Origin of the sequence: Nocardia coubleae NBRC 108252, from assembly GCF_001612805.1 — a bacterium.
GTDB classification, from domain to species: domain Bacteria; phylum Actinomycetota; class Actinomycetes; order Mycobacteriales; family Mycobacteriaceae; genus Nocardia; species Nocardia coubleae.
Map to the genome: position 1 here is coordinate 207,544 of NZ_BDBD01000018.1, position 23,235 is coordinate 230,778.

Genomic DNA, 23,235 nt, shown 5'->3' on the forward strand with positions numbered 1-23,235 from the left:
CCCGCTACTTCGGCAGATGGGGCTCGAGCGCTGCCGCGTAGCCGGCGGCCATCTCGCACGTGTTACCAACCCGTGGCCCTTCAGTGCTGAGCCAGCCGACTTTGACCTCGAACATGCCCTGTTGGGCGTCGAAAGAGACGTAGCACCCGTCAGGGTCGTTCCGCTCCTGAGATATCAAGCCGGGACGACCGTTGACTCGGGTCTCCCCAAGGATGGTCAAGCTCTCCTTCTTGCGCGCCTCATCAAGGGTGAAGCTCGTCGAGAACAGCGCGACTCGGCGCCGACCGGTGCTGGTTTGGTCTCCGATCGGTGCCCAATTGCATACGCGCCAAGCTGAGACCCCGGTCGGTGGATCCGTAGTGATGTTCTTCGTCGCCGGGTCCAGCCCCACACTCCGCAGCACCTCATCCGACAACGCCCCCCGGCACGGGTTGAACACTTCGATCGTGTCCGGATCCCGCACGGTCGTAGTAGGCCCGGCCGACCCCTCAGTGCTCTCCCCACACCCGGCCAGCACCGCCGCCCCGACCGCGCCACACACCACGGCCCGCATCACCCCAACGCTACGCACAGCACTCCTACCCTGATAGCCCACAGCAGCATCCCGCCACTACAAACTTAGACGCAACCCACCCCCATCCGGTTCCCCGGATTCGAACCGCCGCCGGGGCCAGTCGTGTCCATCGGCCTTCACGCCGGTCACAGTTCCGGCCAGCCGCCCACGCGACGAGCGGATCGGGGGGCCCGAAGCTCGCGGTGGGCGCTCAGTTCATTACTCGGCCGAATGGTGCTCGATTACGATCGGTGTCGTGTCCACACCTTGACGGCGAAGACTGTCCAAGACTTGCCGAGTGTATTTTCGAGTCGGCTGGTAATGAGTGCTGTGGTCACTGATCAGGCGCACTACGCCGGCTTTTGCCTCGATCTCTCCCGCACCCCCTACCGGCGCCCCCGCCAGAAAACTGGAATGGTGGAATCTGCCGAGAAGGTGAAAGGGTGCCGAATACAGGGCGCCATTGCGGTCCATGACGAATATTGCCCGCCCGCCGCCGGGGGTCCATAGCGTTTTCGCAGCCGACGTGTCGAACAAGTCGCCTTTGCTGTCATGAAGTAGGCCGTCGTAGCCGAAGAGGCGGAACTCGCGTCGCGCAGTATCGTCGAGGTAGTCCACATGAGTGCCCTCCCATACAGTATTCCCGGGTTCGCTCTCACCGTGAAATGCTGGAATAATGCTCGTGGTCTCGTATCGCCCAGCGCTTTGCTGGGCTGATTCGGCGGTGAGCACGAAGATTCGTTCCGGTTCGAGCCGCCCGGTGTCGGTGAGTTCGCGGAGGATATCGGTGGCATCGCGATTCGAGTCGGCGCTGTAGACAACGACATCGGTGCTGTCGTCCCAATATGGAGAGAACATGCCGATGACTTCTCCCGAGCGCATTTTCAGCAGCAGAAATGGGCCGTCGTCACTGTCGTGACTGAATCTTCGAGCCAGGCGTGCTGACACTTCGTCGACGGTCAGGGCGAGCCGGGCGATGGGGCGGGAATTCTCAAATTCGGCCAGATACTCTGCAGGCAGCTTGGTGAAGGCAGGTGTCGGCCAGGGGCGGGTCGAATCCAGGTGTGCTACCACTCGGCCGATGAAGTCGCGCAGCTGTGGTTCGGTCTGGCGCATCGGAACAAGTGTGGGCAGGGGTTTTCCGTCGTTGAGCCCGCCTGCCAGAGATTCGTACTCCATCTCGGCGGTGAGGTATTCGATGGGTTCGAGTACCAGCGCTTCAGCGATTCTGCTCGCCAGTTCTTCGCTGAGCTCGGGCTCGAACTGGATTCGATAGAATATTCGCTGGACGATTCCGTCCCAGTAATCCATCCACATTCCTTTCATCACCGCGGTGCCTCGAGCCGTATCTGCGCTGCAGTGAGCTGAACTCCCAATGCTCGCAGGTGATTGACGGCCTGCAAGGTGTGGCCTCGTTCGGGTCGATAATGACCGCTGGAGTCGGTCAGTTGCTGAACTACTCCGTTGACAACGACAAGTTCGCCTGCCGCCGCGACCGGCGCTCCGGCGAGAAAGCTGGAATGATGGAACTCGCCGGGCGCGTGTTCGAGTGCAGCATACAGGTTGCCGTGTTCGTCCATCGCGAATATTGCGCGACCGGATCCGCCCCAGACCGAATGTCCAGCTCTGGTATCGAACAGTTCGCCGTTCGAATTGTAGAGACGTCCACCTCGGATTTCGATGCGAAATGCTTGACGTCTGTTTTCATCCAGGTAGTCCACGTGCGAAGGCGGCGATGTCCAAATGCTGTTTCCCGGGAGGTGTTCGCCGCGGTATGTGTTCTGCATATCGCGGGTTTCGAACGGAGGTCGCGGTCGGTAAGCCGTCGAACCGAGTTGCTCCTCGATCGACTGTGATCGGTGATCGTCGTTGTGGTGCTGTGGTGGAGCGGGTGCTGGAACGACCGCTGGTGTGGGCGTCGGATTGGGCTGTTGTACGGGTGCGGCCGGTGTGGGAGTACGCGGTGGCAGCCCGAGGATCCTTCGCCAGAGCGGTCGTCGGCCGGCCGCCGGTGGTGATTGAGCGGGACTGGCCATACCCCAGGACTGGCCGTCCGGAATCCATCGCGAAGTCTGATCCGGCCCGTCGCCGGCGGGCCATCGGGGCGCACTACCGCTCGCCGTCGAATGCGGTGGCTGGCGTGCAGCCGGAATCGACTCGGGTGCACGGGAATCTGGCGGGGTTAGAGATGCCGGCGGTGTCCAAACCGCCCTCGAATCCGGCGGTTCCTCTCCCGGTCAGGCACCCACCGTCCCCGACCTCGGCACCGGTATCCCCGCCGCCACCTCCCCCGCCGCAACCACCGCAACCACCGCACCCGCCGCGACGCCCGAGACTCCCGCCGCCACCGCGCCCGCCTCTACCGGCGACCCCTCGACATCCGCTCCCGGCAACGGCTCACCGTCTACGTCCGCACCAGCCGACAACAACGCCCCGGCAGCCACCGGCGACCCGGCAACATCGGCACCCGCCGCCGGCGATCCCGCCCAGACTGCCCCAGCCGCCACCGGCGAACCCGCGACATCCGCCCCAGCCGACACCGGCGTTTCCGTGCCTGCCACAGGTACCGATCCCGCCGCCACCGCCGCGCCCGAGACCCCGGTCACCACCGACCCGGACTCCAGCGCCTCCCGCCCTTCGGATGGGGACCTACCCTCAGCCGGGCTGAACACCAATGAACCAGGGATCACGGATAATTCGTCTCCGGCTACCAATCCGCCGACTGTGGAAGAACCTCAGTCGAATCCCATCGCCGATGCACCACCAACACCTGCCACGGAGACGACAGGCGATCCGACTCCCGACAACGGCACACCTACCAACGACGACGCCCCTCCGTCAGACCCGCCGTCCACCACCGCTCCGGACGCGCCGGCTCAGTCCACGCTGCTCACCACCGACACCTCCACCCTCGACCTTCCACCCCAACAGTCACCCACGACCGTCGTTCCGGATTCCGAGACAACCGTCCCGCCAACTGCGCAACAGAATCCGAACACTCCACCTCCGAGCACAGTCTCCGAGTCGGCACCCCAGCAAACGCCGACCACTACCGTCCCCGCCTCGGTACCGACAGCCGTCGGCAGCACCACCCAGCTACCGACCGCTAACCCCACCACCGCACCCGCGTCCAGCGAAACATCGTCGGCCACAACCACTTCCAGTTCACAACCCGCCACTGCGCCGACCACTCAGCCCGGAACCACAACACCCCCGAGTGCGGCGACCAATCAACCGACTGTGTCAACGCCGCCTACCCACGGCTCGACGACACCGCCCTCCACCACCCCGACCACCCAGAAGTCGGTCCCGACGCCTTCGTCCCGTCCGGCTCCACAGAACGAGCCCGTCGGAGCACTCCTCGGGACGCCCAGTCGCCCCGCCGCACCAACTACGCCGTCACCGACGAGTCGAACAACGGCCGAAATTTCCGCCCCGGCGCCTTCGCCCGAGGTGGACAGCCGACAGCCGGACAGCACGCTCCCCTCCGCCGCTGAGCAGGAATCACCACGAAGTACCCCCACGACAACAACTCCGACCCCCAGCGCGGTCACGCAGAATCACCTGCCCGATCCTGGACACAGCCCTGATGCCCGTCCGCTCCGCGAGGCATTACGCAACCAGCCACCACATGACGGCCGGACCACTCCGGTAGCGGCGGGCACAACGCCGGCCACGCCCCGCCCTTCGTACCGAATTCGTAGGTTCCAGGTCGGCCCCCGCTGGGTCTCGGTCGCCACCATTCGCGCCTACATCCCCAACGCACACCTGATGACGCCTGGCGAGTTGCAGGTCGAGATGGAATACGCCCAGGCCGCGATAGACGCCACCTTCAACCACGCGCAGACGCTCCTCGGCGGCGACCAATTCCTGGTGGACATCGATTTCACCACCGACCCGAATACCGCCGATCTCCGCGTCAATACCCAACAGCACGCCTACGACCTCGCCAACAGTCTGCGCGAGCACATGGGGCTACCGCCGAGCGCGCCGAATTCACCGCTGAGTCCCGACGACCTGCGCTCGATCAGTAACGACATCGCGAGAGCCAACACCCCGGCTCGCTTCCCGAACCCTTCCGATACCCGGGTACACGGCCCGAATCGTCTCGAGCCTGTCGAGCAGGCGACATATCAGCACGACGTCGAAGATCAGCTCCGCAACGGCAATTCCTTTGTCGTGGGCGCCGATCCACGCACAAATCAGTACGGGCGGCTGGTCAACGACGGTGGACCCCACGTTCCCGGCCGAAGCAACAACTGTCTCGACTGCTCGCTGTCGGCACTGTCTTCGTTCTACGGTGTCCCCCAGGTATCGGCCCCGCGGTGGCCGGACTCCCTTCCCGACGGCACTCGGGACGACCGCAACGGCGAAGTCGGCGGAACCGCGCGCGCGGCCGCATGGCTCGGCGAGACGCCGCTCCACTTCGGAGGTGTGCCGATTCCGGCGCAGTTCCAGGCTCTACACGATCACGTCGCGGCAATGGGCCCAGGTTCCTCTGCGCTCCTGATCAACACCTGGCAGGCCTACAAAAACGGAATTCCGCAATTCAACCCGGACGGTTCGCCGGAGATCGATGGTGCTCACGCCACCGTAATCGTCTACCCGCCCGGCGCGAGCGGCCCGGTATGGTGGGATCCGCAGTCCGGCCAAACTTTTGACACTCCACCTCCCGCGATGGTTGCGAGATCGGTGGCACTGCACTTCTATCCGGTCGATGCCAATGGAGGAATGCACCATGCCGGAACAAGTTCCCACTCTGGAACGGGCCCGACAACTGCTGGCCAAGGTCTTCGGCCCGAATCGGGAGTTCTGGGTAGTGGAGTCCAAACACGGCTGGGTGGGCCGTGGGATCTTGACGGCGGAAGAGACGTCGCAGGGGATGGGACTCGGGCAGGGGAACTACGTCCTGAACAAACACACCGGGGTGATCACGGCGCATCGGAGCCTGCCGCCGGACCTGATCGGGGAGGAGTTCGACCAGGCGATCGAAACGGGCCAACCGGTGCAGGGCAGCCGGGTATATCCCCCGCTCCATCGAATTCATCTATTGAAGACCTTCGAGGACCCACAAACGGTCCAGTATCAGGTCCAAGTGACGGAGCTGGAGAACCCGGACAACCCGCCGACGATGGACCTGATCACGATCGACAAGGAAACCCTGCACTTCCAGCCGAGCGGTGGACCACTGTCGCAGGCCACGGCGTGGGCCGAGATGCTCAGCAGAACAACGGGATCCTGGCCGACGGAGGAAACGATCGACCGGTAACAAGCACGGTCGACCAGCAGGGAGCGTCCGATGCAGCCGCCACAACTTCGCACAACGGAACAACTGCGGGCGTACCTGGCTCAGATCTTTCCGACCCAGGAATTCACGGTAGTCGAGAGCCGTCACGCGTGGATTTGTCGCCAGATTCCGACTCCGAAGGAGATCGAGGAGGGAATGGGTCTCGGCCTGGCGAGCTACGCAGTGGACAAGACGACCGGGGTAGTCACCGCGCAGTCGAGCTTGGCGCTGGAAACGATCGGGCAGATGTACGACACGGCGATCGAGGACGAGAGGCCGCTCCAAGCCGAGCAGGTCTACCCGCCGCTGAACCGGTTGACGCTCAACCGGATCCGGGAGGGCCCCGACGCGATCGAGTACCGGGTGACGGTCGAGTCGATGGCAACATCACCTCCGACGACCGAGGGCCTGCATCTGACGATCAACAAGACAACCTTGGAAACCACGCCGTACACACCACTGGCACCGATGGTGGCCGCCCGAGCGGCGTGGAGCCGGGAACGCCACGGCGCGTGGCCGACAACGGAGACGTTCGAGGTCTAGCGGGGTCACGCGACGCGACCACACAGCCACCGGGTGCAGTCGAATCTCCGACTCCGCGGGAATCCTCGCCCGCCGGCGACGTACACGGCGCCACGAGCCCGTCGGCGACGACCCCACCGGGCCAACCGTCGCCGGTACCGCAGCAGTCGCTCGGGACGAGCCCGACGCCGTCGCATCCCCCGAACGATCAACCGGCGTTCGGGCAGACTCCATTGCCTGCAATCAGCCCAACCACGGCGACAAGCACGAATCAGTCCGCCCGTGCTCTTCGCGAGTCTCTTCGAGGATTGCCGTCTCAGGACGGACATACGGTTCCGGTCGACGCCAACCGCAGCCCATTCATCCAGCGCCCACCCGCCTATCGCATCCGCCGCTTCCACCTCGGCGGAAACCAATGGGTCGCCGTCGCCACCATCCGCGCCCACATCCCCAACGCACACCTGATGTCGCCTGCCGACCTGCGGCAGGCGATGGAAAGTATCCAGGCGCGGGTGGATGTCACCTTCAACAACGGGTCCCGACTGTTGAGTGGAGATCTACTGCTCGTCGACCTGGAGTTCACCACCGATCCGCAAGACGCAGACCTCGAGTTGGATTCGGCCCAGCACCCGAATCGCCAGGCCAACATCCTCCGCGAGCACATCGGACTGTTCCCCAGTCCACCCGGAACAATGTTGAGCCCTGATGACCTCCGGGAAATCAGCAACGACATCGCACGCGCCAACACGCCGACGCCCTTCTCCGACCCGGCGGATTCCCGGGTCGTCGATCACAACCATCTCGATGACATCGAAGACTCCGCGTACCAGAGCGAGGTCGAAGACCTTCTTCGCGACGGCAATTCCTTCGTCACCGGGGCCGATCCGCGCACCCACCCGTATGGGCAAGCGATCAATGACGGAGGCAGGGAAGAGCCCGGGCGGGGAAACAATTGCCTCGACTGCTCCCTGTCGGCATTGTCTTCGTTCTTCGGTCTTCCCCGTGTTTCGGCACCTCGTTGGCCAGACGTAAACGATGACGGAACACCGGATTCGCGCAGTGGTGAGGAAGACGGCAACGAGCGCGCCGCAACATGGCTCGGCCGTGATTGGGTCTCGTACTCGGGCATTTCGGGTATGCCGGTCGTCGCGCAATACCAGGCGCTGCACAACTACATCGCCACCCTCGGCCCCGGCTCGGCAGCCTTGGTCGCCACGGGTTGGCACGCGCGGGACCAGAACGGCGCCCGACGGTACAACCCCGATGGAACACCGGTCATCGAAGAAGGACACGCGACCGTCATCGTGTTTCCACCTGGCGCGGCCGGGCCGGTCTGGTGGGACCCTCAATCAGGCGAAACGTCCGACGTACCCCCGCCTGCCCTGCTCGAGGATGCCGGGGCGATGTGGTGCATACCCATCGACGCGAACAATGGAGGATCGAACAATGGCGCAACCAGTGCCGGACAGGGAACAGGCCCGACAGTTGCTGGCCCAAGCCTTCGGCCCGGAGAAGACGTTCAGCATCTTGGAGAGCAACCACGGCTGGGTATGCCGCGAGATGAGCTCCCAGGACAGCACTTCACGCCAGCAGATGCCGACCCTCGGCCGAGGGAGTTTCGTGATCAACAAGCACACCGGGGTGATCACGGCGCACTCGAGCATGGGCATGACATCGATCGGCGAGGAATTCGACCAGACAACGGAAGCGGGCCTACCGCCCCAGGGCTATCAGGTATATCCGAAACAGCGCCGAATCCACCTGACACGAATCTCGGAGGAACCGAACACCATCGTGTACCGGGTCGACCTGACGTTCCTGGAAGCACCGGACGACCCGGGGATCACCCAGGAAGTCGAGATCACCAAGAATCCGATCCGCCACCGACCCACGGATCGGGTCTCAGCACTGGTGACATCGTGGGCATCCATGAAGAGCCGTACCACGGGAACCTGGCCCGCGGAGGGGACGATCGAGGAGTAGCGGGCCAACAATTCACGGCCGCCTCCGCCACACCCACACCGCAGCAAATTCAGAACGCGAACCGAGCGCGTGCGGCGCGTGCCAGTCTGCGAACACGGCGGCCGGATGGTGGTGTTCAGCCAGTTGTCGAAAGCGGCAGACGTTTCACCTGGGCTCGGCACGTCAGCGCTTTCGACACCCCCGTCTCTGTACTTCGAATCGGCCTCCGCATGGATGCCAGGGGCGTCGATCCTGCGGTGCTCGCGGCTCTCCACGCGCGGCTTCAGCTAGCCGTCGACCTCCATTTCAATGGCGGCGGTCAGTTCGCGAACGGCGACTGGGTCATGGCCGATCTCGTTCCGGTGGCGAACTCAAGTGCGGCTGATATGGAACTGCGGGTAGACAATTCAGGCCTGCCCGGCACGATCACTCCTGAAGCCGACATGAGCGAGGTCACAGCTCACCTGCGTGCGCAATTGGGCCTCGAACCCGGGGGCGAGCAGCTTTCGCCGCATGACCTTCAGCAGCTCAGCAGCGCCATAGATCGGGCAACTTGTGCACCTCCCACACCACCGTGGCTCACCGACCCGCCCGTTGGCCACGCTTCGGCGACAGTGTCCCAGCCGAACTCCCCGTTCCCACCGGCACTGGTGAATGTGTCGACACCGATGTCGAGGTTGAATTCCTGGCCGAGGAAGGCGGCACCGACCCCGGCGGCCGCGGCTTGAGCAGAGATGTCGGCACCCAGCTCGGTGACGGTTCCGCCGACGACCTTTCCCGCGAGTTTGCCGACAGTGGAGCCTGCCGTGTCGGCGAGAGCGCCTGTGCCGCCGCCCAATACGCCGCCGACCGCGCCTCCGACGGCACCACCGAAAGTAGCAAGACCGAGGTCGGTCCAGCCGAACTTGTCGGCGGTGCGGTCGCCGTTGGAGACCTGGATCAGGCGGGCCGCCAGATCGACACCGCCCTCTTCCAGTGCTTCGAAAGCGGCGCCGCGCAAGGCGAGTCGAGCCGCGGCTTTGGCGGCACCTCGGGTGAGCATGCGGGCGATGAGTTGTTTGATCGCCATGCGCACCGCGATCTGGCCTGCGACGCGCGCGGCGACACCGGCGACCGCACCCACACCCGTCCAGGATGTCGCCAGCGCCACGGAGAGTTCGACCGCCGTGACGATCATCGTTCCGATGATCACCAACTTGGTGTGCTCGATATCGTTGGCACCGTCTTCGAGCAGCGTGGCCTGTGTTTCGCACCATTTGCGGACGGCCGTCATCGTCGCCTGGTCCCCGGACAGCAGCTTGTCGCGGAAAGTCGCTATGGCGGTGTGGGTTTCACCTTCGGAGATCGCGGTCAGCGCGGCGTTCAGCGCCAGCGCGGCCGCGTCATCGACGGTGTCGAGAGTGTTGGCGACCGCAGTCCACCCGTCGGCGACGCGGCGCATGGCGGTTTCGTCGCCATCGGGCCAGTCACCGGCGCCGAGGATGTACTTGGCGACCCATTGCAGTTCGTCGGGGATCTCGATGCCCATTACAGGGCGCCCTCGGCCTGGGCGATCTGCCCGGCGTGGCCGGTGTCCTGGTTCTGGAATGTGTCGGCGATGGTCACCATATTGGTGCCCAGTTGCGTCATCACGGTGGCCAGGCCGGTGATCGCCTGCTGTCCCGGCTCGACGCCGGGCGTGTAGTTCTTGGCGAACGCGGCGCCGATCTCGTCTCCACCCCAGCATTCACCTTCGGCCGCGATCACCGCAGCCAGCTGCTGAGCCGCTGTCGTGATGGTCGAGGCGACCGACGTGAAGGCCGGCTGGGTGTTGCGGAGGCCGTCGGGGTCGACGTTCAGCGAACTCATCGCAGGTAGTTGCGGTTGCGGAAGTAGCCGTCTTCGTCGTCTTCATCGTCGACGAGACCGCGCGGCGCCTCGGCAACCGGTTCCGGTTTCGGTGGTGTGGGCGGGGCGAGCTGGGCCATCAGTTCTTTGATGCTCGGTGCGCCGGGAACCAGGTCGGACAGGTCGGGCATGGCTGCGGAGATCGGGCTCAGTGCCTCTTCCTGGGTGCGGGCGGTCTGCCGGGCGAGCTCGCCGAGGGCTTCGGTGACGGAGCGGCCGAGGGATTCAGGGGTGGACCGTTTGAAGGCGTCGGGCTCGATGTGTACCTCGGACACCCCGGCGATGTTTCCCGAAGCGCGCACCAGTCCGTCCTCGGACCACACGCTCACCAGTTCGGTCGCACGCGCCTGCATTCCGAGCAGCGCCGACTTCTCCGACGCGAACATCTCGAGCATCGAATCGATCTGTGCACGCAGGGCGTTGTTCTCCGCACGAGTCGGCGCCGACCAGTCGTCGTTCATGAAACCCTCGCTCCGCTAGAAAGCACGTCGATTGGTTGGACGCACTCCCCGCGCCGCGGGTTGCATCTTGTGACGTAGCTCTCACACGAAGTTTCTCAGCGGGCAGGCGAGCCGACGATGATGCTGCCGACGTTGCACTCCTCGAGTTCATCGATGCCGGTGGCGGTGGCGAAGGCGGAGGTGTCGGAGAAGCCCTGGGCGACTACGCCGAGGTTCATGGCGGTGGCCGAGAGGTAGACGGTCTGCATGAAGACGCCGACGTGCTTGAGAATGTTGGCGTAGGCGACCTGTTCGTAGCTCCACATCACCCGGCCCGCGCGGGCCGAAACCAGCAGGACCACTTGGGGTTCCGCGCCACCGGCCAGAGTGGCCGAGGTGGACTTCACCAGTTTCTGGACGGCGGGGGAGTCGAAGGTGGCCACGTGACGCAGGGCGTGGTCGACCGAATCGTAGTGGTACAGCCCGCTTTCCAGGCCTGCCACATTGCGCACCACGGGGTAGACCTCGAGCTCGTAGGCGCCGCCGCCGGAGGGGTAGGGGCGGGAGCCGTCCTCGCGGGTGCGGGCGCTGCGGAAGAGCAGTTCGCCCAGCTGGGCGGCGGTGACGGGGGCGCTGTCGTCGAAGGCCCGGGTGGAGACGCGGTCCTCGAGGGCGGCCGACAGGCTCGGGTCGCCGACACGAAGCGCGACCAGGTCGGGCTTGGGGAGGAAGATCGGGTCACCGGCGAAAGGTGCTCGGCGAGCGGGCAATTCGGGGAACTTGCCCTCGGCCCAGCGGGTCGGCCCGAAATCGTCCCAGGTGACCGTGCGGGCGCCGAGCGTGCTGCGCCGGTGGAACCACAGGTCGGGCGCGTTCCAGGAACGGGTGGTGAACTCGTGCTCCTCCTCGTCACCGTCGACGAGGAATCCGCACCACTGCAGGTCCGCCATGAACTGCGTCTTCACCGCGGCGGCCACCGGCGAGTCGGCGGCGAGCGGACCGTCGAGCAGGGCGAGCAGGCGCGGATCGTGGATGCGCAGATCGCACCACGAGCGCGGATGCTCGAGCACGAAACCCTGTGCGTCGCGGTGCAGCACGGCGAACTTCGACAGCGTGGCCGACCAGGTCGGCAGCGCGACCTCGGGCCGGGGCGCGGGCTGGGCGAACGGGCGGATGCTGTAGAGATCGCGGCCGCCGTCGCGCACGGTCACCGCGAGCCAGCCGCCGTCGGTGAGCTTGCGCATCAGGCCGGTGATGTCGTCACCGGCGGCCGCGGTCGCCATCTCGGCGGCCGTCGCCGGGCCCTGGTTCAGGGTTTTCAGTGCCTGCAGTGCCCCCGCGCCCAGACCGGTCAGCTTCTCGTTGCGCGGCGGATTGAGCAGCACCGCACCGGCCGGCGTGGTCAAACAGGTGACACCTGCGCGGAGGGCGAACCGAGTCTGGGCGGGATATGGGGAGGCAAGCACGGTGAATCCTCGAGTTGTGGGTGGAGCTTATTTCGCGGCGGCGGCGAACGCGGGTTCGAGTTTGTCGAGCATGTAGGGCACCGACAGGGCGGTCGGCTGGTTGATCGCGCTGATCTCCTGCGTGGTCAGGAACACCACCGAACCCTTGCGCACCGACGGCAGCTCCGCGTAACCCGGCAGCTGGCGGTACTTCTCGTCGAGACCGGGGGAGTAGCCGGCCAGCAGCAGATCGGCGGTGAGCTCGTCGACGCGCTCCGGCGACAACGCCAGCCGGCCCTGGTTGGCGGGCTGCGCGGTGAGGTTCGCCGGAATCGACATGCCGAGCTGGGTGAACACCTTGGCCGAACCGTCGTTGGGGTCGGTGAGCACCATCAGCTGGGCGGGGCTGGCCAGCCAGGTGCTGGCGAAGGTCTTGCCCTTCAGGCCCGGGTTGGCGGCGGTGATGGCGGCGATCTTGTCGTCGACCTTCTTGATCGTCGCGGTCGCGTCGGACTCCTTGTGCAGCACCTTGCCGAGGGCCGTGACCTGGTCCTGCCACGGCGTGACGGCGTCCTTGGTGAGCGCGGGAATGGTCGGCGCCACCTTCGACAGGTCGTCGTAGGTCTTCTGATCGGCGATGAACGGGTCGGCCAGGATGAGATCGGGTTCCAGCGCGGCGACCTGCTCGGCGACGCTGCCCTGGGTGTTGAGCGCGGTCGCGGACTTCAGGCTGTCGGGCGTCCACGGCGGGGTGCTCTTTGACAGCGCGGAGACGTTGTCGATGTAGCCGACGGGCACCACGCCGAGCGCCAGCGTGGAATCGAGCCACTGATTGCCGAGGGCGACAATCTTTTTCGGCGTCCCGGTGACGGTGGTCTCGCCGCGGGCGTGGGTGATGGTCACCGCTTCGCCCGAGCCCGCCTCGTCCTCGGTGGAACCACAGGCGACGACACCGAAGGCGAGCGCACCGGCGAGCGCGGCCACCGCGGCGCGCCGCCAGCCGCGTGAAGTCCGAACTGACGTCATGAGCGCATCCTCCATCGAGCAGGTTTAGGTCAGCCTAGGCTAACCTACGGCGAATCGGGAGGGTGCAAGCCCCGTCTACAGGGCGACGCGCTGGTCGGCGGGCATGAACAGCTTGTCGCCTTCCTTCACATCGAAGGTCGTGTAGAACTCGTTGATATTGCGCACCACCTGGTTGCAGCGGAATTCGTTGGGGGAGTGGGTGTCCTGCAGACCCTGCAGAGTCGCCTCGACGGTCTGCTTGTCGCGCCACTGCCGCGCCCACGACAGGAACACCGAGCGGAAATCGGGCGTCTCGCCGGACCGCTGCGCCACCTTCTTGTACGCCTCCAGCGCGATCTGCAGGCCGCGCAGGTCGGCCAGGTTCTCGCCGACGGTCAGCGCGCCGTTCACGTGCTGGCCCTCCGGTGCGCCCTCGGGGACGAGTACGTCGTACTGCGCGATGATCTGCTGGGTCTTGGCGTCGAACGCGGCGCGATCCTCCGGCTGCCACCAGTCGCGGCGGTTGCCGTCACCATCGTATTTGGAGCCCTGATCGTCGAAGCCGTGGCCGATCTCGTGGCTGATCGTCGAGCCGACCGCGCCGTAGTTCACCGCGTCGGTGGCGTCCTTGTCGAAGAACGGCGGCTGCAAGTAGGCGGCGGGGAACACGATCTGGTTGGTGGTCGCGCTGTAGTAGGCGTTCACCGTCTGGGGCGACATGCCCCACTCCGAGCGGTCGACCTCGGTGCCGAGGCGGGCGAAGGCGCGCTTGGACTCGAAAGCGTTGATCGCGAGCAGGGATTCGATCAGCTTGCCACGCTTGATCTCCACCGAGGAGTAGTCGACCCACTTGTCGGGGTAGCCGATCTGCGCCACGATCTTGTCCAGTTTGGCGATCGAGGCCTGCCGTGTGGCCTGCGACATCCAGGTGGAATTGGTGAAGTTGTCGCGCCACGCGGCGGTGACATCGGCGACCATCTCCTTGGCGCGTTCCTTCGCCGAGGGCGGAAAGTGCTTGTCCACGTAAAGCTTTCCGAGCGGCTCACCCAGATTGTCGTCGACGACGCCCACGGCGGAGCGCCACATCTCCGGCTTCTCCTCCAGTCCGGCCATCACCCGCCCCACGAATTCGAAGCGCGCGTCGGCGATCGCCTTCGGCAGGAACCGTGCGTAGGTGTCGGCGACGTGCAGCTTGAGGTAGTCGCGCCACAGGGCGATGTCCACCTCGCTCCACAGCTGCGCGGCCGCGGTGACGAACGACGGCTGCCCGACGACCATCTTGTCGAACAGCGACTTGGGCCGGTCGGTCATGCCCGAAAGCCAGGGATCCCAGTCGAACTGCGGTCCGAGCTTGGTGAGCTCGTCCCAGCTCATCAGGTTGTAGGTGGCGTCGGTGTCGCGCAGCCGCACGCTGTCCCAATGCGCGGCGGCGATGCGCTTCTCCAGGTCGAGCACGCGCTGAGCCACCCCGACCGGGTCGGACAGGCCGATGCCCTGCGCCAGCTTCTCCAGGTACACCTGGTAGCCCGCCAGCTGCTCGGCGAACTCGGGCTTGCGGTAGTACTGCTCGCCGAGCATCAGGCCCGACTGGCCGACGCTGGGGATATAGGCCTTGGAGTTCTTCCGGTCGATACCGATGCCCATCCCGATCAGGCCGGCGATCGGTGCGATCGCCATCTCCTTGGCCAGCTCCGGCTTGCCCGGGGCTTTGTCGATCGCGGCGAACAACCCGGAAAGCGGCGTGATGCCGAGGCGCTCGATCTCGTCGAGGTCCAGGCGCGCGTCGTAGAGATCCTTGATCTGCTGCGCCTCCGAACCCGGCTCGGGATCGGAGATGGATTCGATGATCGCGCGCAGCTGATCGAGGGTCCGGTCGTTGGCGTCGGTGATCGCGCCGACCGAGGCCTTGTCCGGCGGCAGCTGGTAGTCGCGCAACCAGGCGCCGTTGACGTGGCGGTACAGGTCGTCCTGCGGGCGGATAGCCGGATCGCCCCCGCTCAGATCCACCCCGTTCAACTGCGCCGCGGGCGCATCGGACGAGCACGATGCCAGGGCGACGGCCACCGGCACCAACCCCATGGCGGCCAGGAATGCGCGGCGGTCGACAACCGACGGACGGCCGGACTGTGTCACAGGACTTCCTTCCCCGATGCGGCAACCGCACCCATGCTCGTTGCGATCCAGCTCGCACAGGCTACCGGCGCGGCTGCCGTCTCGGGGGCTGCGGCGATCAGGAAGAGCTGCCCGCGCTGCCGGTCGCCAGGTCACAGGCCAAACCGCTGCCCGCGTTGATGATTCGCATGACCGTCGGCACGCGCTTGGAGACCAGCGGCATGCCGGTGGCGTGCAGCAGCGCCGTCAACTGCACCTCGACCTCGGATTCCACGTGGTAGAACGCGGTGGCTTTGGCAACGGTGACGCCGCCGACGGTGACCTCGAGGTCGACGGTGTCGCTGGCGAAGAACTTGCCGTTGGCGACGAAGTCGACCTGGGCGCCGACGTAGTCGTCGAGGCCGACGACGTCGATCTTCGAGGTGCAGCCGACCGTGAGGGTGTCGGTGAGCATGTCGATGACGGGCCCGGCGGCGGCCTGCGGCGCGAGCACCGTGAGGACGGCGGCGAAGGCAGTGGAGGCAAGGGTGAGTTTCATGGGTGGCTCCTCGTCGGCTCGTCCCCGCGACGAGCAGGGGGACCGTAACAACGGGGCACACACGCGCATGGCAGTTTGAAACATATTCGCTTCAAATTGGCCGAGGACCCCCGATTTGGGTCGACCTGGGGATTCACCTACACTAGACCGGTTGCCTGCGGGAGCTCTGCCCTCGCAATCCGGCCGTGAACCCCCAGTGGTGGACAAACCGCTGGCAGGCGCGCGTCTGGTGGGTGACTGACCATGTGCGTCGGGTCGGCAATCCGGCGTACGTATACATCCAGGTCCAGGAGGTGCTGAAGTGATTCAGCAGGAGTCGCGACTGCGCGTCGCCGACAACACCGGGGCGAAGGAAATCCTTTGCATCCGCGTGCTCGGTGGCTCGTCGCGTCGCTATGCCGGTATCGGTGACATCATCGTCGCCACCGTCAAGGACGCCATCCCCGGCGCGAACGTCAAGAAGGGCGACGTCGTCAAGGCTGTCGTCGTGCGCACCGTCAAGGAGCGCCGCCGTCCGGACGGTTCCTACATCAAGTTCGACGAGAACGCCGCTGTGCTGATCAAGGCGGACAACGATCCGCGCGGCACCCGCATCTTCGGCCCCGTCGGCCGTGAGCTGCGCGACAAGCGTTTCATGAAGATCGTTTCGCTGGCCCCGGAGGTGCTCTGACATGAAGGTGCACAAGGGTGACACCGTGCTCGTCATCTCGGGCAAGGACAAGGGCGCCAAGGGCAAGGTCATCCAGGCCTACCCGGCGACCGGCAAGGTTCTCGTCGAAGGCGTGAACCGCATCAAGAAGCACGTCGCGGATTCCGCCAACCAGCGTGGCGCCTCCTCGGGTGGCATCGTGACCCAGGAAGCCCCCATCCAGGTTTCCAACGTGATGGTCGTCGACTCCGACGGAAACCCGACTCGCGTCGGCTACCGCACCGACGAAACCACCGGCAAGCGGGTTCGGATCTCCCGTAAGAACGGGAAGGACATCTGACATGACCACCTCTGAGCAGACTCAGCCCCGGCTGAAGGCGCGCTACCGCGCCGAGATCAAGGACGCGCTGAACAGCGAGTTCGAGTACGCCAACGTGATGCAGATCCCCGGCGTGGTCAAGGTCGTCGTCAACATGGGTGTCGGCGACGCCGCCCGTGACGCGAAGCTGATCAACGGTGCCGTCAAGGACCTCGAGCTGATCACCGGCCAGAAGCCGGAGATCCGCAAGGCCACCAAGTCGATCGCGCAGTTCAAGCTCCGTGAGGGCATGCCGATCGGCGCGAAGGTCACCCTTCGTGGCGACCGCATGTGGGAGTTCCTGGACCGTCTCGTGTCCATCGCGCTGCCCCGTATCCGCGACTTCCGCGGCCTGTCGCCGAAGCAGTTCGACGGCAACGGCAACTACACGTTCGGCCTGAGCGAGCAGTCGATGTTCCACGAGATCGACGTGGATTCCATCGACCGCCCGCGCGGTATGGACATCACCGTGGTGACCACGGCGACCAACAACGAAGAAGGCCGCGCGCTGCTGAAGCACCTCGGCTTCCCGTTCAAGGAGAACTGAGCACATGGCTAAGAAAGCACTGCGCATCAAGGCGGAGGCCAAGCCGAAGTTCGCCGTCCGCGCCTACACCCGCTGCCAGCGTTGCGGCCGCCCCCACGCGGTCTACCGCAAGTTCGGCCTGTGCCGCGTGTGCCTGCGCGAAATGGCCCACCGCGGTGAGCTCCCGGGCGTGCACAAGAGCTCCTGGTGACCCCGCGCTCCTCGTGAGCGCAGCCACCTAGGCGAATACCGTACGAAGGCACGGACTTCCCACGGAAGTCCGTGCCTTCGCGCGTTTCGGGGCCGGAGTGTTGTGTCGAGATGCTGTCGCTCGACGACTCCATCTAGCCGAAGGGGGAGTGGTCGATGCCGCAGTGCAGGTTTTCGGGTGGGAGCTGGCCGGTGAACAAGTAGTCGCGTTTGGCTTGTTCGGCGCAGGTGCTGGGGACGTACATGCTGCTGTGGCCGGCGCCTTCGATCACCAGGACCCGGGCGGTGGCGAGTTGGGCGGCGCCCGCGTAGGCGCCGTGCAGTGGGGTCGCGGGGTCGTAGCGGCTGTTCATGACCAGGATGGGGGCGGCGGTCTGCCGGTTCCATGGGCCGGTGTAGCGGTCGGCGTCGCGGGCGGGCCAGAAGGCGCAGGGCATGGCGTTGAAGACGGCGGTGCGGCCGAAGTAGGGGTTGTGCAGGTCTTCGACGGCGGCGACGCGACTGTAGGCCGCGGGTTCGGTGGGGACCATGCTGTCTGAGCACTGGATGGCGTAGAACGCTTCGGCCCGGTTGGCGGGGTAGGCGGGGTCGAACAGCGAGTCGGGGACGAGGGCGGGGGCGCTGGTCGCCGCGTCGAACAGTTGCTGCAGCAAGGTCGCCAGATCGGCGTAGGTTTCGGGGCGCGACAGGCTGCCCGCGGTGGTCACCACCTGGGAGAACGTCCACGGTGTTCCGTTGAGCACGATGGGGGCGTGGCGGGCCCGTTCGGCCAGCGTGAGCCACTTCAGCTTCGGATCGCCCGCCGAGAACGCGCAGCGCGGGCCCGCCGCCGAGCATTCGCGCAAGAACGCGTCGAAGGTCTCGGCGATGCCGACCGCGACACCCTGCCTGGTGTCGAGGGGAAGATGGGTGCCTTCCGCGCCGTGCCCGTCGGCATTGCCCTCGAAGTCGAGCGAACCGTCGAACACCATCGCGCGCACCCGGCGCGGAAACATGTTCGCGTAGACCGCGCCGACCTGCGTGCCGTAGGAGATGCCGTGATAGGTCAGCGCGTTGTCGCCCACCGCGCGCCGCAACAGCTCCAGGTCACGGGCGGTATTGGCGGTCGAGGCGTGATTCAGGATCGGGCCCGCCGTCTGACCGCAGCGCGCGGCGAGATCGGCCGAACGCGCGAAGAACTCCGCTTCCTGACCCGCGTCGGTGGGGGTCCCGGGGAAGGTGCCGAAGTATTCGGCCTGTTCCTCGGCAGTGGCGAAGCAGTGCACGCCCGCACTGCGCGAGACCCCGCGCGGGTCCCACGACACCAGATCGAAGCGCGCGCGAAGCTCCTCGGAGAACAGCCACGGCCAGCGCGCCCGTTCCCGTAACCGGTCGACGCCCGAGGGGCCAGGACCGCCGAAGTTCACGAACAAGGTGCCGAGGCGCCTGCTCGGATCGCTCGCGGGAAGCCGGATGGTGGCCAGCTCCAGCTGCGCACCCGCCGGTTCGTTGTAATTCAGGGGTACCCGTGCCAACGCGCACTGGAAACCGTCGTCGCAGTCCGACCAGCTCAACTCGGGAGTGGCCGCGGATTCGGCGAGCCGGTCGACATAGGCGTCGGCGGCGCGGGCGGGGGAGGGAAACGCGAATGTGCCGACACCGAGCAGAACAGCCAGCGCGTAGAAGCCGCCTCGGCGGGTTCCACGGCGCACCGAGCGCGAAAACACCTGCCGAGCCTCCTGCACAGATCCGACGAACTCCGTGAAGCTACCACACCGCCACCTGGGGAAATCGGTTGTCGCCGAACCTGTTTCGACGCCACATCGGGTAGCGCCGTGGATTCATAAAAGTCACACAGAATTCATCGGGAATTACCGGGTTACCTGTGTATTACCGGAGCCTGATAATCCTGTGTCTTCTCCGAGAATGTGATCCGAGCAATGGCCGGCAATTCCACTTCTCGCTACCGTCGGGGTTGTCACGACAGCGGGAAGGGTCAAAGTCGATCCCCGATTCGATTCGATGCGAAGGATGTGGGATTGTGACTGCGACCACAGTAAAAGGGGCACGTGACCTGGGCAACCGTCAGCCGCTGCGGGGTATACCGGCAGGCGCGATGACAATGGTGGCGTTTCTTTCGATATTGGCGGGATTTATCGGCGCGGCAGCCTATACGCATTCCGCCGGATACTTCGTGACATTCATGACCGGAAATACCGAACGCGCGCTCCTCGGCTGGTTCGACGGCGACTACCTGCTGGCCGTCGGGGCGATATCGCTGCTGTTCGCCTTCGGTCTCGGCGTCTTCGTGGCCTCGCTGCTGCGACGGCGGCTGTGGCGCAACGGCCACTACGGCGCCTCGGTGGTGACCACGGTCGCGCTGGCCGCCGCGGTGGTGGTCGACTACGTGGTGAGCCGAACCGGCGGGCAGGAACTGGGTTTCGTCCCGATCATGTTCGTCGCGTTCGCGGTCGGCGCGCTCAACACCGCCTTCGTCAAGAACGGAGAGGTCAGCGTCCCGCTCAGCTACGTCACCGGAACGGTCGTGAAACTCGGCCAGGGCATCGAGAGCCACGTCAGCGGCGGCAGCGTGCGGGATTGGCTCGGCTACGGCCTGCAGTACGCGGCCTTCGCGACGGGCGCGCTGCTCGGTGGCGTGATGAGCATGCTGGTCGGCGGTGAGATGATGCTGATCGTGGCCACCGGCGTCTCGGCATCGGCGATCCTGGCCACCTCGCGGTCGACCGAGCCCGCGCCCTGACCCCGGATTTTGTCCTGACCACGGCGTTGCCTACACTAGAGCGGTTGCCTGGGCAGATCTGTGTCCGCTCCACGCTCGACGTGGGCGGATCGTGCCGGGCGCCGAGCGCTCGTGAAGAGTACTCATCCGGTCGGTAAGTGCCGCCCGGACCAGCCGAATTGTTGTAGGCCCACGGTCGCCCCGCGAAAGCGGGGAGATGCTGCATGGGAACCGCAGCGAGAAAGGTGTCGAGGTCTAACCATGACCATGACTGATCCGATCGCAGACTTCTTGACGCGTCTGCGCAACGCCAACTCGGCGTACCACGATCAGGTGAAGGCTCCGCACTCCAAGCTCAAGGCGAACATCGCCGAGATCCTGAAGCGTGAGGGTTACATCGCCGATTACCGCACCGAAGACGCGCCGGTGGGCAAGGCCCTCGTCGTCGATCTGAAGTACGGCCCGAGCCGTGAGCGCAGCCTGCAGGGCCTGCGTCGCGTCTCGAAGCCGGGTCTGCGTGTGTACGCGAAGTCCACCAACCTGCCCAAGGTCCTCGGCGGCCTCGGCGTGGCGATCATCTCCACGTCGACCGGCCTGCTCACCGACCGGCAAGCGGCCAAGCAGGGCGTCGGGGGCGAAGTCCTCGCCTACGTCTGGTAAGGGAGGTCTGGACTAATGTCGCGTATTGGTAAAAACCCCATCGCAATCCCGGCCGGTGTCGACGTCAGCATCGACGGCCAGGTCGTCACGGTGAAGGGTCCCAAGGGCACCCTGTCGCACACCGTTGCCGAGCCGATCACCGTCAGCAAAGACGAAGCCAACCAGCTCGTGGTCGCCCGTCCCAACGACGAGCGCGCCAACCGTTCGCTGCACGGCCTGAGCCGCACCCTGATCGCCAACATGATCGAGGGCGTCACCAAGGGCTACGAGAAGAAGATGGAAATCTTCGGCGTCGGTTACCGCGTTCAGGCCAAGGGTTCGAACCTCGAGTTCGCCCTCGGCTACAGCCACCCGGTGCCGATCGAGGCCCCGGAGGGCATCACCTTCGCGGTGGAATCGCCCACCAAGTTCTCGGTTTCCGGGATCGACAAGCAGAAGGTCGGCCAGATCTCCGCTGTGATCCACGGACTGCGTAAGCCCGACCCGTACAAGGGCAAGGGCATCCGCTACGCCGGCGAGGTCGTTCGCCGCAAGGTCGGAAAGACGGGTAAGTGATCATGGCGCAAACTGCTAACCAGAAGGCCAAGCGGATTCCGCTGGGCAAGGACGCATCGACGAAGCGTCGTCTGTCGAAGACCCGCCGTCACTTCCGTCTGCGCAAGAAGGTCGTCGGCACCACCGAGCGTCCCCGCTTGGTCGTCAACCGTTCCTCGCGGCACCTGCACGCTCAGCTCGTCGACGATTCGGTCGGCAAGACCATCGCCGCCGCGTCCTCGATCGAGGCCGATGTGCGTGCGCTGGAGGGCGACAAGTCCGCCAAGGGCGCCAAGGTCGGTCAGCTGATCGCCGAGCGCGCCAAGGCTGCCGGTATCGAGTCGGTCGTGTTCGACCGTGGTGGTCACGACTACCACGGCCGCATCGCGGCGCTGGCCGATGCCGCTCGTGAAGGTGGGCTGAAGTTCTGATGACTGAATTTTCGAACGGAAGGAACGTCTGATGCCGGGACGTCAGCGGCGTGACGGCGGCAACGGACCCGCCGGACAGAACAACAACAACCCCAGCGGTGGCCCCGAGGGCAACCGTCGCGGTGGCGGCGATCGTCGCGGCGGCGGCGACCGTCGGGACAACGCGGCCGAGAAGAACCAGCTCGAGCGCGTAGTCGCGATCAACCGCGTCTCCAAGGTCGTGAAGGGTGGTCGTCGCTTCAGCTTCACCGCCCTCGTGATCGTCGGTGACGGCAACGGTCTGGTCGGCGTCGGCTACGGCAAGGCCAAGGAAGTTCCCGCGGCCATCCAGAAGGGTGTCGAGGAGGCTCGCAAGAGCTTCTTCCGCGTCCCGATGATCGGCTCGACCATCACCCACCCGGTTCAGGGTGAGGCGGCGGCCGGTGTGGTCATGCTGCGTCCGGCTTCGCCCGGTACCGGTGTGATCGCCGGTGGTGCGGCGCGTGCCGTGCTCGAATGCGCTGGCATTCACGACATTCTGGCCAAGTCGCTCGGTAGCGACAATGCGATCAACGTCGTTCACGCGACGGTTGCCGCGCTCAAGATGCTCCAGCGTCCCGAAGAGGTTGCCGCGCGTCGCGGTCTGCCGATCGAGGACGTCGCTCCGGCGGGCATGCTGCGTGCGCGTGCGGGACAGGGAGCCTGACATGGCAGATCTCAAGGTGACCCAGATCAAGAGCACGATCGGTGCCAAGGCGAACCAGCGCGCGAGCCTGCGTACCCTCGGCCTGCGGAAGATCCGCCAGTCGGTGGTTCGTGAGGACAACGCTCAGAACCGCGGTCTGATCAATGTCGTGCGCCACCTCGTAACAGTTGAGGAGGTCTGACATGACCATCAAATTGCACCACCTGCGTCCTGCGCCGGGTTCCAAGACCGAGAAGACCCGTGTGGGTCGCGGTGAGGGTTCCAAGGGCAAGACCGCCGGTCGTGGTACCAAGGGCACCAAGGCCCGCAAGAACGTCCCCGCGGCGTTCGAGGGTGGCCAGATGCCGCTGCACATGCGCCTGCCGAAGCTGAAGGGCTTCACCAACCGCTTCCGCGTGGAGTACCAGGTTGTGAACGTGGGCCGCATCGCGGAGCTGTTCCCCGAAGGCGGCACGGTCGGTAAGGCCGAGCTCGTCGCGGCCGGCGCCGTTCGCAAGAACGAGCTGGTGAAGGTCCTCGGTGACGGCGACATCTCCGTCGCCGTGCAGGTGACCGCCGACAAGGTGACCGGCTCCGCCAAGGAGAAGATCACCGCTGCCGGTGGCACCGTCACCGAACTGGCCTGACGGTACTGTAGTCACAGCGACACCGGACGAGTCGAGCACTCGTCCGGTGTCACTGTAGAGTCTCAACAAGTGTTGTCTGCCAAGCT

28 protein-coding genes and 2 pseudogenes are annotated in these 23,235 nt (G+C 65.6%); 16 read left to right on the forward strand and 14 right to left on the reverse strand.

From position 1 onward, the window contains the following. Positions 1-4: 4 nt before the first annotated feature. From NCO8_RS18060 to NCO8_RS32520, 5 genes are all read right to left on the reverse strand, one after another. Positions 5-553 carry a DUF3558 domain-containing protein gene (locus tag NCO8_RS18060; protein ID WP_157104958.1) on the reverse strand — a complete coding sequence of 183 codons (549 nt, stop codon included), beginning with the start codon at positions 551-553 and terminating at the stop codon, positions 5-7. 219 nt (positions 554-772) lie between these two features. Beyond that, positions 773-1,864, reverse strand: a complete 1,092-nt coding sequence (locus NCO8_RS18065; protein ID WP_157104959.1) for an IQM protein middle domain-containing protein — start codon at positions 1,862-1,864, stop codon at positions 773-775. A 14-nt stretch (positions 1,865-1,878) separates the two neighbouring features. Further along, positions 1,879-2,274, reverse strand: coding sequence for an IQM protein middle domain-containing protein (locus tag NCO8_RS31405; RefSeq protein ID WP_157104960.1), 396 nt, complete (start codon positions 2,272-2,274; stop codon positions 1,879-1,881). A 516-nt stretch (positions 2,275-2,790) separates the two neighbouring features. Beyond that, on the reverse strand, positions 2,791-3,114 hold the full coding sequence (locus tag NCO8_RS31410; RefSeq protein WP_157104961.1) for a hypothetical protein: 324 nt from the start codon (positions 3,112-3,114) through the stop codon (positions 2,791-2,793). A gap of 1,051 nt (positions 3,115-4,165) precedes the next feature. Then, entirely contained in the window at positions 4,166-4,522 is a 357-nt protein-coding gene (locus NCO8_RS32520; RefSeq protein WP_067641101.1) for a hypothetical protein, read from the reverse strand. On the opposite strand from NCO8_RS32520, the pseudogene NCO8_RS32900 reads away from it, so the two are divergent. The 3 genes and pseudogenes from NCO8_RS32900 to NCO8_RS32530 form a co-directional block, all read left to right on the forward strand. After that, a pseudogene (locus NCO8_RS32900) lies at positions 4,523-5,191 on the forward strand (toxin glutamine deamidase domain-containing protein); the annotation flags it as partial. A gap of 100 nt (positions 5,192-5,291) precedes the next feature. Further along, on the forward strand, positions 5,292-5,822 hold the full coding sequence (locus NCO8_RS32525) for a hypothetical protein (RefSeq protein ID WP_245655407.1): 531 nt from the start codon (positions 5,292-5,294) through the stop codon (positions 5,820-5,822). A gap of 174 nt (positions 5,823-5,996) precedes the next feature. Continuing rightward, the gene (locus NCO8_RS32530) at positions 5,997-6,383 is read left to right on the forward strand and encodes a hypothetical protein (RefSeq protein ID WP_245655408.1); all 387 of its coding nucleotides are present in this window, start codon (positions 5,997-5,999) and stop codon (positions 6,381-6,383) included. A gap of 536 nt (positions 6,384-6,919) precedes the next feature. Here NCO8_RS32530 and NCO8_RS32535 read toward each other — a convergent pair. Beyond that, positions 6,920-7,258, reverse strand: coding sequence for a hypothetical protein (locus tag NCO8_RS32535; RefSeq protein WP_067641109.1), 339 nt, complete (start codon positions 7,256-7,258; stop codon positions 6,920-6,922). Positions 7,259-7,321: 63 nt separating this feature from the next. Here NCO8_RS32535 and NCO8_RS32905 point away from each other — a divergent pair. Together NCO8_RS32905 and NCO8_RS32540 are read left to right on the forward strand one after the other, a co-directional pair. Then, positions 7,322-7,705 (forward strand): annotated as a pseudogene (locus tag NCO8_RS32905) (toxin glutamine deamidase domain-containing protein); the annotation flags it as partial. 103 nt (positions 7,706-7,808) lie between these two features. Beyond that, on the forward strand, positions 7,809-8,345 hold the full coding sequence (locus NCO8_RS32540) for an SUKH-4 family immunity protein (protein WP_245655409.1): 537 nt from the start codon (positions 7,809-7,811) through the stop codon (positions 8,343-8,345). A gap of 499 nt (positions 8,346-8,844) precedes the next feature. Here the strand turns inward: NCO8_RS32540 and NCO8_RS32545 are convergent, their stop codons facing one another. The 7 genes from NCO8_RS32545 to NCO8_RS18140 form a co-directional block, all read right to left on the reverse strand. Beyond that, positions 8,845-9,852: a WXG100-like domain-containing protein gene (locus tag NCO8_RS32545; protein WP_067641113.1), complete on the reverse strand. Its 1,008-nt coding sequence runs from the start codon at positions 9,850-9,852 to the stop codon at positions 8,845-8,847. Beyond that, complete coding sequence (locus tag NCO8_RS18115) at positions 9,852-10,172, reverse strand: WXG100 family type VII secretion target (protein WP_067641115.1); 321 nt, start codon at positions 10,170-10,172, stop codon at positions 9,852-9,854. The genes NCO8_RS32545 and NCO8_RS18115 overlap by 1 nt, the downstream gene beginning before the upstream one ends. Then, the gene (locus NCO8_RS18120; protein ID WP_067641117.1) at positions 10,169-10,672 is read right to left on the reverse strand and encodes a YbaB/EbfC family nucleoid-associated protein; all 504 of its coding nucleotides are present in this window, start codon (positions 10,670-10,672) and stop codon (positions 10,169-10,171) included. Before NCO8_RS18120 ends, NCO8_RS18115 begins: the two co-directional genes overlap by 4 nt. 95 nt (positions 10,673-10,767) lie before the next feature. Beyond that, complete coding sequence (locus NCO8_RS18125; RefSeq protein ID WP_067641119.1) at positions 10,768-12,117, reverse strand: SagB family peptide dehydrogenase; 1,350 nt, start codon at positions 12,115-12,117, stop codon at positions 10,768-10,770. Between the two features lie 27 nt (positions 12,118-12,144). Beyond that, positions 12,145-13,122: an ABC transporter substrate-binding protein gene (locus tag NCO8_RS18130; protein WP_067641600.1), complete on the reverse strand. Its 978-nt coding sequence runs from the start codon at positions 13,120-13,122 to the stop codon at positions 12,145-12,147. Between the two features lie 75 nt (positions 13,123-13,197). Continuing rightward, the gene (locus tag NCO8_RS18135; protein WP_312032658.1) at positions 13,198-15,234 is read right to left on the reverse strand and encodes a M13 family metallopeptidase; all 2,037 of its coding nucleotides are present in this window, start codon (positions 15,232-15,234) and stop codon (positions 13,198-13,200) included. 97 nt (positions 15,235-15,331) lie between these two features. Continuing rightward, positions 15,332-15,751 (reverse strand): hypothetical protein, encoded by a 420-nt coding sequence (locus tag NCO8_RS18140; protein WP_067491087.1) that lies wholly within the window; start codon positions 15,749-15,751, stop codon positions 15,332-15,334. A 301-nt stretch (positions 15,752-16,052) separates the two neighbouring features. On the opposite strand from NCO8_RS18140, the gene rplN reads away from it, so the two are divergent. From rplN to NCO8_RS18160, 4 genes are read left to right on the forward strand one after another with little or no spacing between them, the layout of a single operon-like run. Continuing rightward, the gene (gene rplN, locus NCO8_RS18145; RefSeq protein WP_019045060.1) at positions 16,053-16,421 is read left to right on the forward strand and encodes a 50S ribosomal protein L14; all 369 of its coding nucleotides are present in this window, start codon (positions 16,053-16,055) and stop codon (positions 16,419-16,421) included. Position 16,422: 1 nt separating this feature from the next. After that, positions 16,423-16,740, forward strand: coding sequence for a 50S ribosomal protein L24 (rplX, locus tag NCO8_RS18150; RefSeq protein ID WP_067491085.1), 318 nt, complete (start codon positions 16,423-16,425; stop codon positions 16,738-16,740). 1 nt (position 16,741) lies between these two features. Then, the gene (gene rplE / locus NCO8_RS18155) at positions 16,742-17,305 is read left to right on the forward strand and encodes a 50S ribosomal protein L5 (protein WP_067491083.1); all 564 of its coding nucleotides are present in this window, start codon (positions 16,742-16,744) and stop codon (positions 17,303-17,305) included. 4 nt (positions 17,306-17,309) lie between these two features. Beyond that, the gene (locus NCO8_RS18160) at positions 17,310-17,495 is read left to right on the forward strand and encodes a type Z 30S ribosomal protein S14 (protein WP_040731429.1); all 186 of its coding nucleotides are present in this window, start codon (positions 17,310-17,312) and stop codon (positions 17,493-17,495) included. A gap of 133 nt (positions 17,496-17,628) precedes the next feature. Here NCO8_RS18160 and NCO8_RS18165 read toward each other — a convergent pair whose 3' ends face one another. Continuing rightward, entirely contained in the window at positions 17,629-19,200 is a 1,572-nt protein-coding gene (locus NCO8_RS18165) for an alpha/beta hydrolase (RefSeq protein ID WP_245655410.1), read from the reverse strand. A gap of 389 nt (positions 19,201-19,589) precedes the next feature. Between NCO8_RS18165 and NCO8_RS18170 the strand changes: the two genes are divergently transcribed. The 7 genes from NCO8_RS18170 to rplO all read left to right on the forward strand — a co-directional run bounded on the left by NCO8_RS18170 (position 19,590) and on the right by rplO (position 23,149). Further along, entirely contained in the window at positions 19,590-20,234 is a 645-nt protein-coding gene (locus NCO8_RS18170) for a YoaK family protein (protein WP_067641123.1), read from the forward strand. 240 nt (positions 20,235-20,474) lie between these two features. Continuing rightward, the gene (gene rpsH / locus NCO8_RS18175; protein WP_067491077.1) at positions 20,475-20,873 is read left to right on the forward strand and encodes a 30S ribosomal protein S8; all 399 of its coding nucleotides are present in this window, start codon (positions 20,475-20,477) and stop codon (positions 20,871-20,873) included. Between the two features lie 15 nt (positions 20,874-20,888). After that, positions 20,889-21,428 carry a 50S ribosomal protein L6 gene (gene rplF, locus NCO8_RS18180; RefSeq protein WP_067491075.1) on the forward strand — a complete coding sequence of 180 codons (540 nt, stop codon included), beginning with the start codon at positions 20,889-20,891 and terminating at the stop codon, positions 21,426-21,428. Positions 21,429-21,430: 2 nt separating this feature from the next. After that, positions 21,431-21,838, forward strand: coding sequence for a 50S ribosomal protein L18 (rplR, locus tag NCO8_RS18185; protein WP_067491072.1), 408 nt, complete (start codon positions 21,431-21,433; stop codon positions 21,836-21,838). A 31-nt stretch (positions 21,839-21,869) separates the two neighbouring features. Continuing rightward, positions 21,870-22,523 (forward strand): 30S ribosomal protein S5, encoded by a 654-nt coding sequence (gene rpsE, locus NCO8_RS18190; protein ID WP_067491070.1) that lies wholly within the window; start codon positions 21,870-21,872, stop codon positions 22,521-22,523. Between the two features lies 1 nt (position 22,524). Beyond that, the gene (gene rpmD / locus NCO8_RS18195; RefSeq protein WP_067491217.1) at positions 22,525-22,704 is read left to right on the forward strand and encodes a 50S ribosomal protein L30; all 180 of its coding nucleotides are present in this window, start codon (positions 22,525-22,527) and stop codon (positions 22,702-22,704) included. A 1-nt stretch (position 22,705) separates the two neighbouring features. Next, positions 22,706-23,149, forward strand: a complete 444-nt coding sequence (gene rplO / locus NCO8_RS18200; protein ID WP_067491068.1) for a 50S ribosomal protein L15 — start codon at positions 22,706-22,708, stop codon at positions 23,147-23,149. Positions 23,150-23,235 lie beyond the last annotated feature (86 nt).

What these genes read in the sequence shown, in the direction of transcription:
- NCO8_RS18120 (WP_067641117.1), bottom strand. Translation starts at nt 10,672, where the DNA reads ATGAACGACGACTGGTCGGCGCCGACTCGTGCGGAGAACAACGCCCTG.
- NCO8_RS18065 (WP_157104959.1), bottom strand. Translation starts at nt 1,864, where the DNA reads ATGGATTACTGGGACGGAATCGTCCAGCGAATATTCTATCGAATCCAG.
- rplX (WP_067491085.1), top strand. Translation starts at nt 16,423, where the DNA reads ATGAAGGTGCACAAGGGTGACACCGTGCTCGTCATCTCGGGCAAGGAC.
- NCO8_RS18160 (WP_040731429.1), top strand. Translation starts at nt 17,310, where the DNA reads ATGGCTAAGAAAGCACTGCGCATCAAGGCGGAGGCCAAGCCGAAGTTC.
- rpmD (WP_067491217.1), top strand. Translation starts at nt 22,525, where the DNA reads ATGGCAGATCTCAAGGTGACCCAGATCAAGAGCACGATCGGTGCCAAG.
- rplF (WP_067491075.1), top strand. Translation starts at nt 20,889, where the DNA reads ATGTCGCGTATTGGTAAAAACCCCATCGCAATCCCGGCCGGTGTCGAC.
- rpsH (WP_067491077.1), top strand. Translation starts at nt 20,475, where the DNA reads ATGACCATGACTGATCCGATCGCAGACTTCTTGACGCGTCTGCGCAAC.
- NCO8_RS18130 (WP_067641600.1), bottom strand. Translation starts at nt 13,122, where the DNA reads ATGACGTCAGTTCGGACTTCACGCGGCTGGCGGCGCGCCGCGGTGGCC.
- NCO8_RS32540 (WP_245655409.1), top strand. Translation starts at nt 7,809, where the DNA reads ATGGCGCAACCAGTGCCGGACAGGGAACAGGCCCGACAGTTGCTGGCC.
- NCO8_RS18170 (WP_067641123.1), top strand. Translation starts at nt 19,590, where the DNA reads ATGACAATGGTGGCGTTTCTTTCGATATTGGCGGGATTTATCGGCGCG.
- NCO8_RS32545 (WP_067641113.1), bottom strand. Translation starts at nt 9,852, where the DNA reads ATGGGCATCGAGATCCCCGACGAACTGCAATGGGTCGCCAAGTACATC.
- rplR (WP_067491072.1), top strand. Translation starts at nt 21,431, where the DNA reads ATGGCGCAAACTGCTAACCAGAAGGCCAAGCGGATTCCGCTGGGCAAG.
- rplE (WP_067491083.1), top strand. Translation starts at nt 16,742, where the DNA reads ATGACCACCTCTGAGCAGACTCAGCCCCGGCTGAAGGCGCGCTACCGC.
- NCO8_RS18140 (WP_067491087.1), bottom strand. Translation starts at nt 15,751, where the DNA reads ATGAAACTCACCCTTGCCTCCACTGCCTTCGCCGCCGTCCTCACGGTG.
- NCO8_RS32530 (WP_245655408.1), top strand. Translation starts at nt 5,997, where the DNA reads ATGGGTCTCGGCCTGGCGAGCTACGCAGTGGACAAGACGACCGGGGTA.
- rpsE (WP_067491070.1), top strand. Translation starts at nt 21,870, where the DNA reads ATGCCGGGACGTCAGCGGCGTGACGGCGGCAACGGACCCGCCGGACAG.
- NCO8_RS32525 (WP_245655407.1), top strand. Translation starts at nt 5,292, where the DNA reads ATGCCGGAACAAGTTCCCACTCTGGAACGGGCCCGACAACTGCTGGCC.
- rplO (WP_067491068.1), top strand. Translation starts at nt 22,706, where the DNA reads ATGACCATCAAATTGCACCACCTGCGTCCTGCGCCGGGTTCCAAGACC.
- NCO8_RS18115 (WP_067641115.1), bottom strand. Translation starts at nt 10,172, where the DNA reads ATGAGTTCGCTGAACGTCGACCCCGACGGCCTCCGCAACACCCAGCCG.
- NCO8_RS18060 (WP_157104958.1), bottom strand. Translation starts at nt 553, where the DNA reads ATGCGGGCCGTGGTGTGTGGCGCGGTCGGGGCGGCGGTGCTGGCCGGG.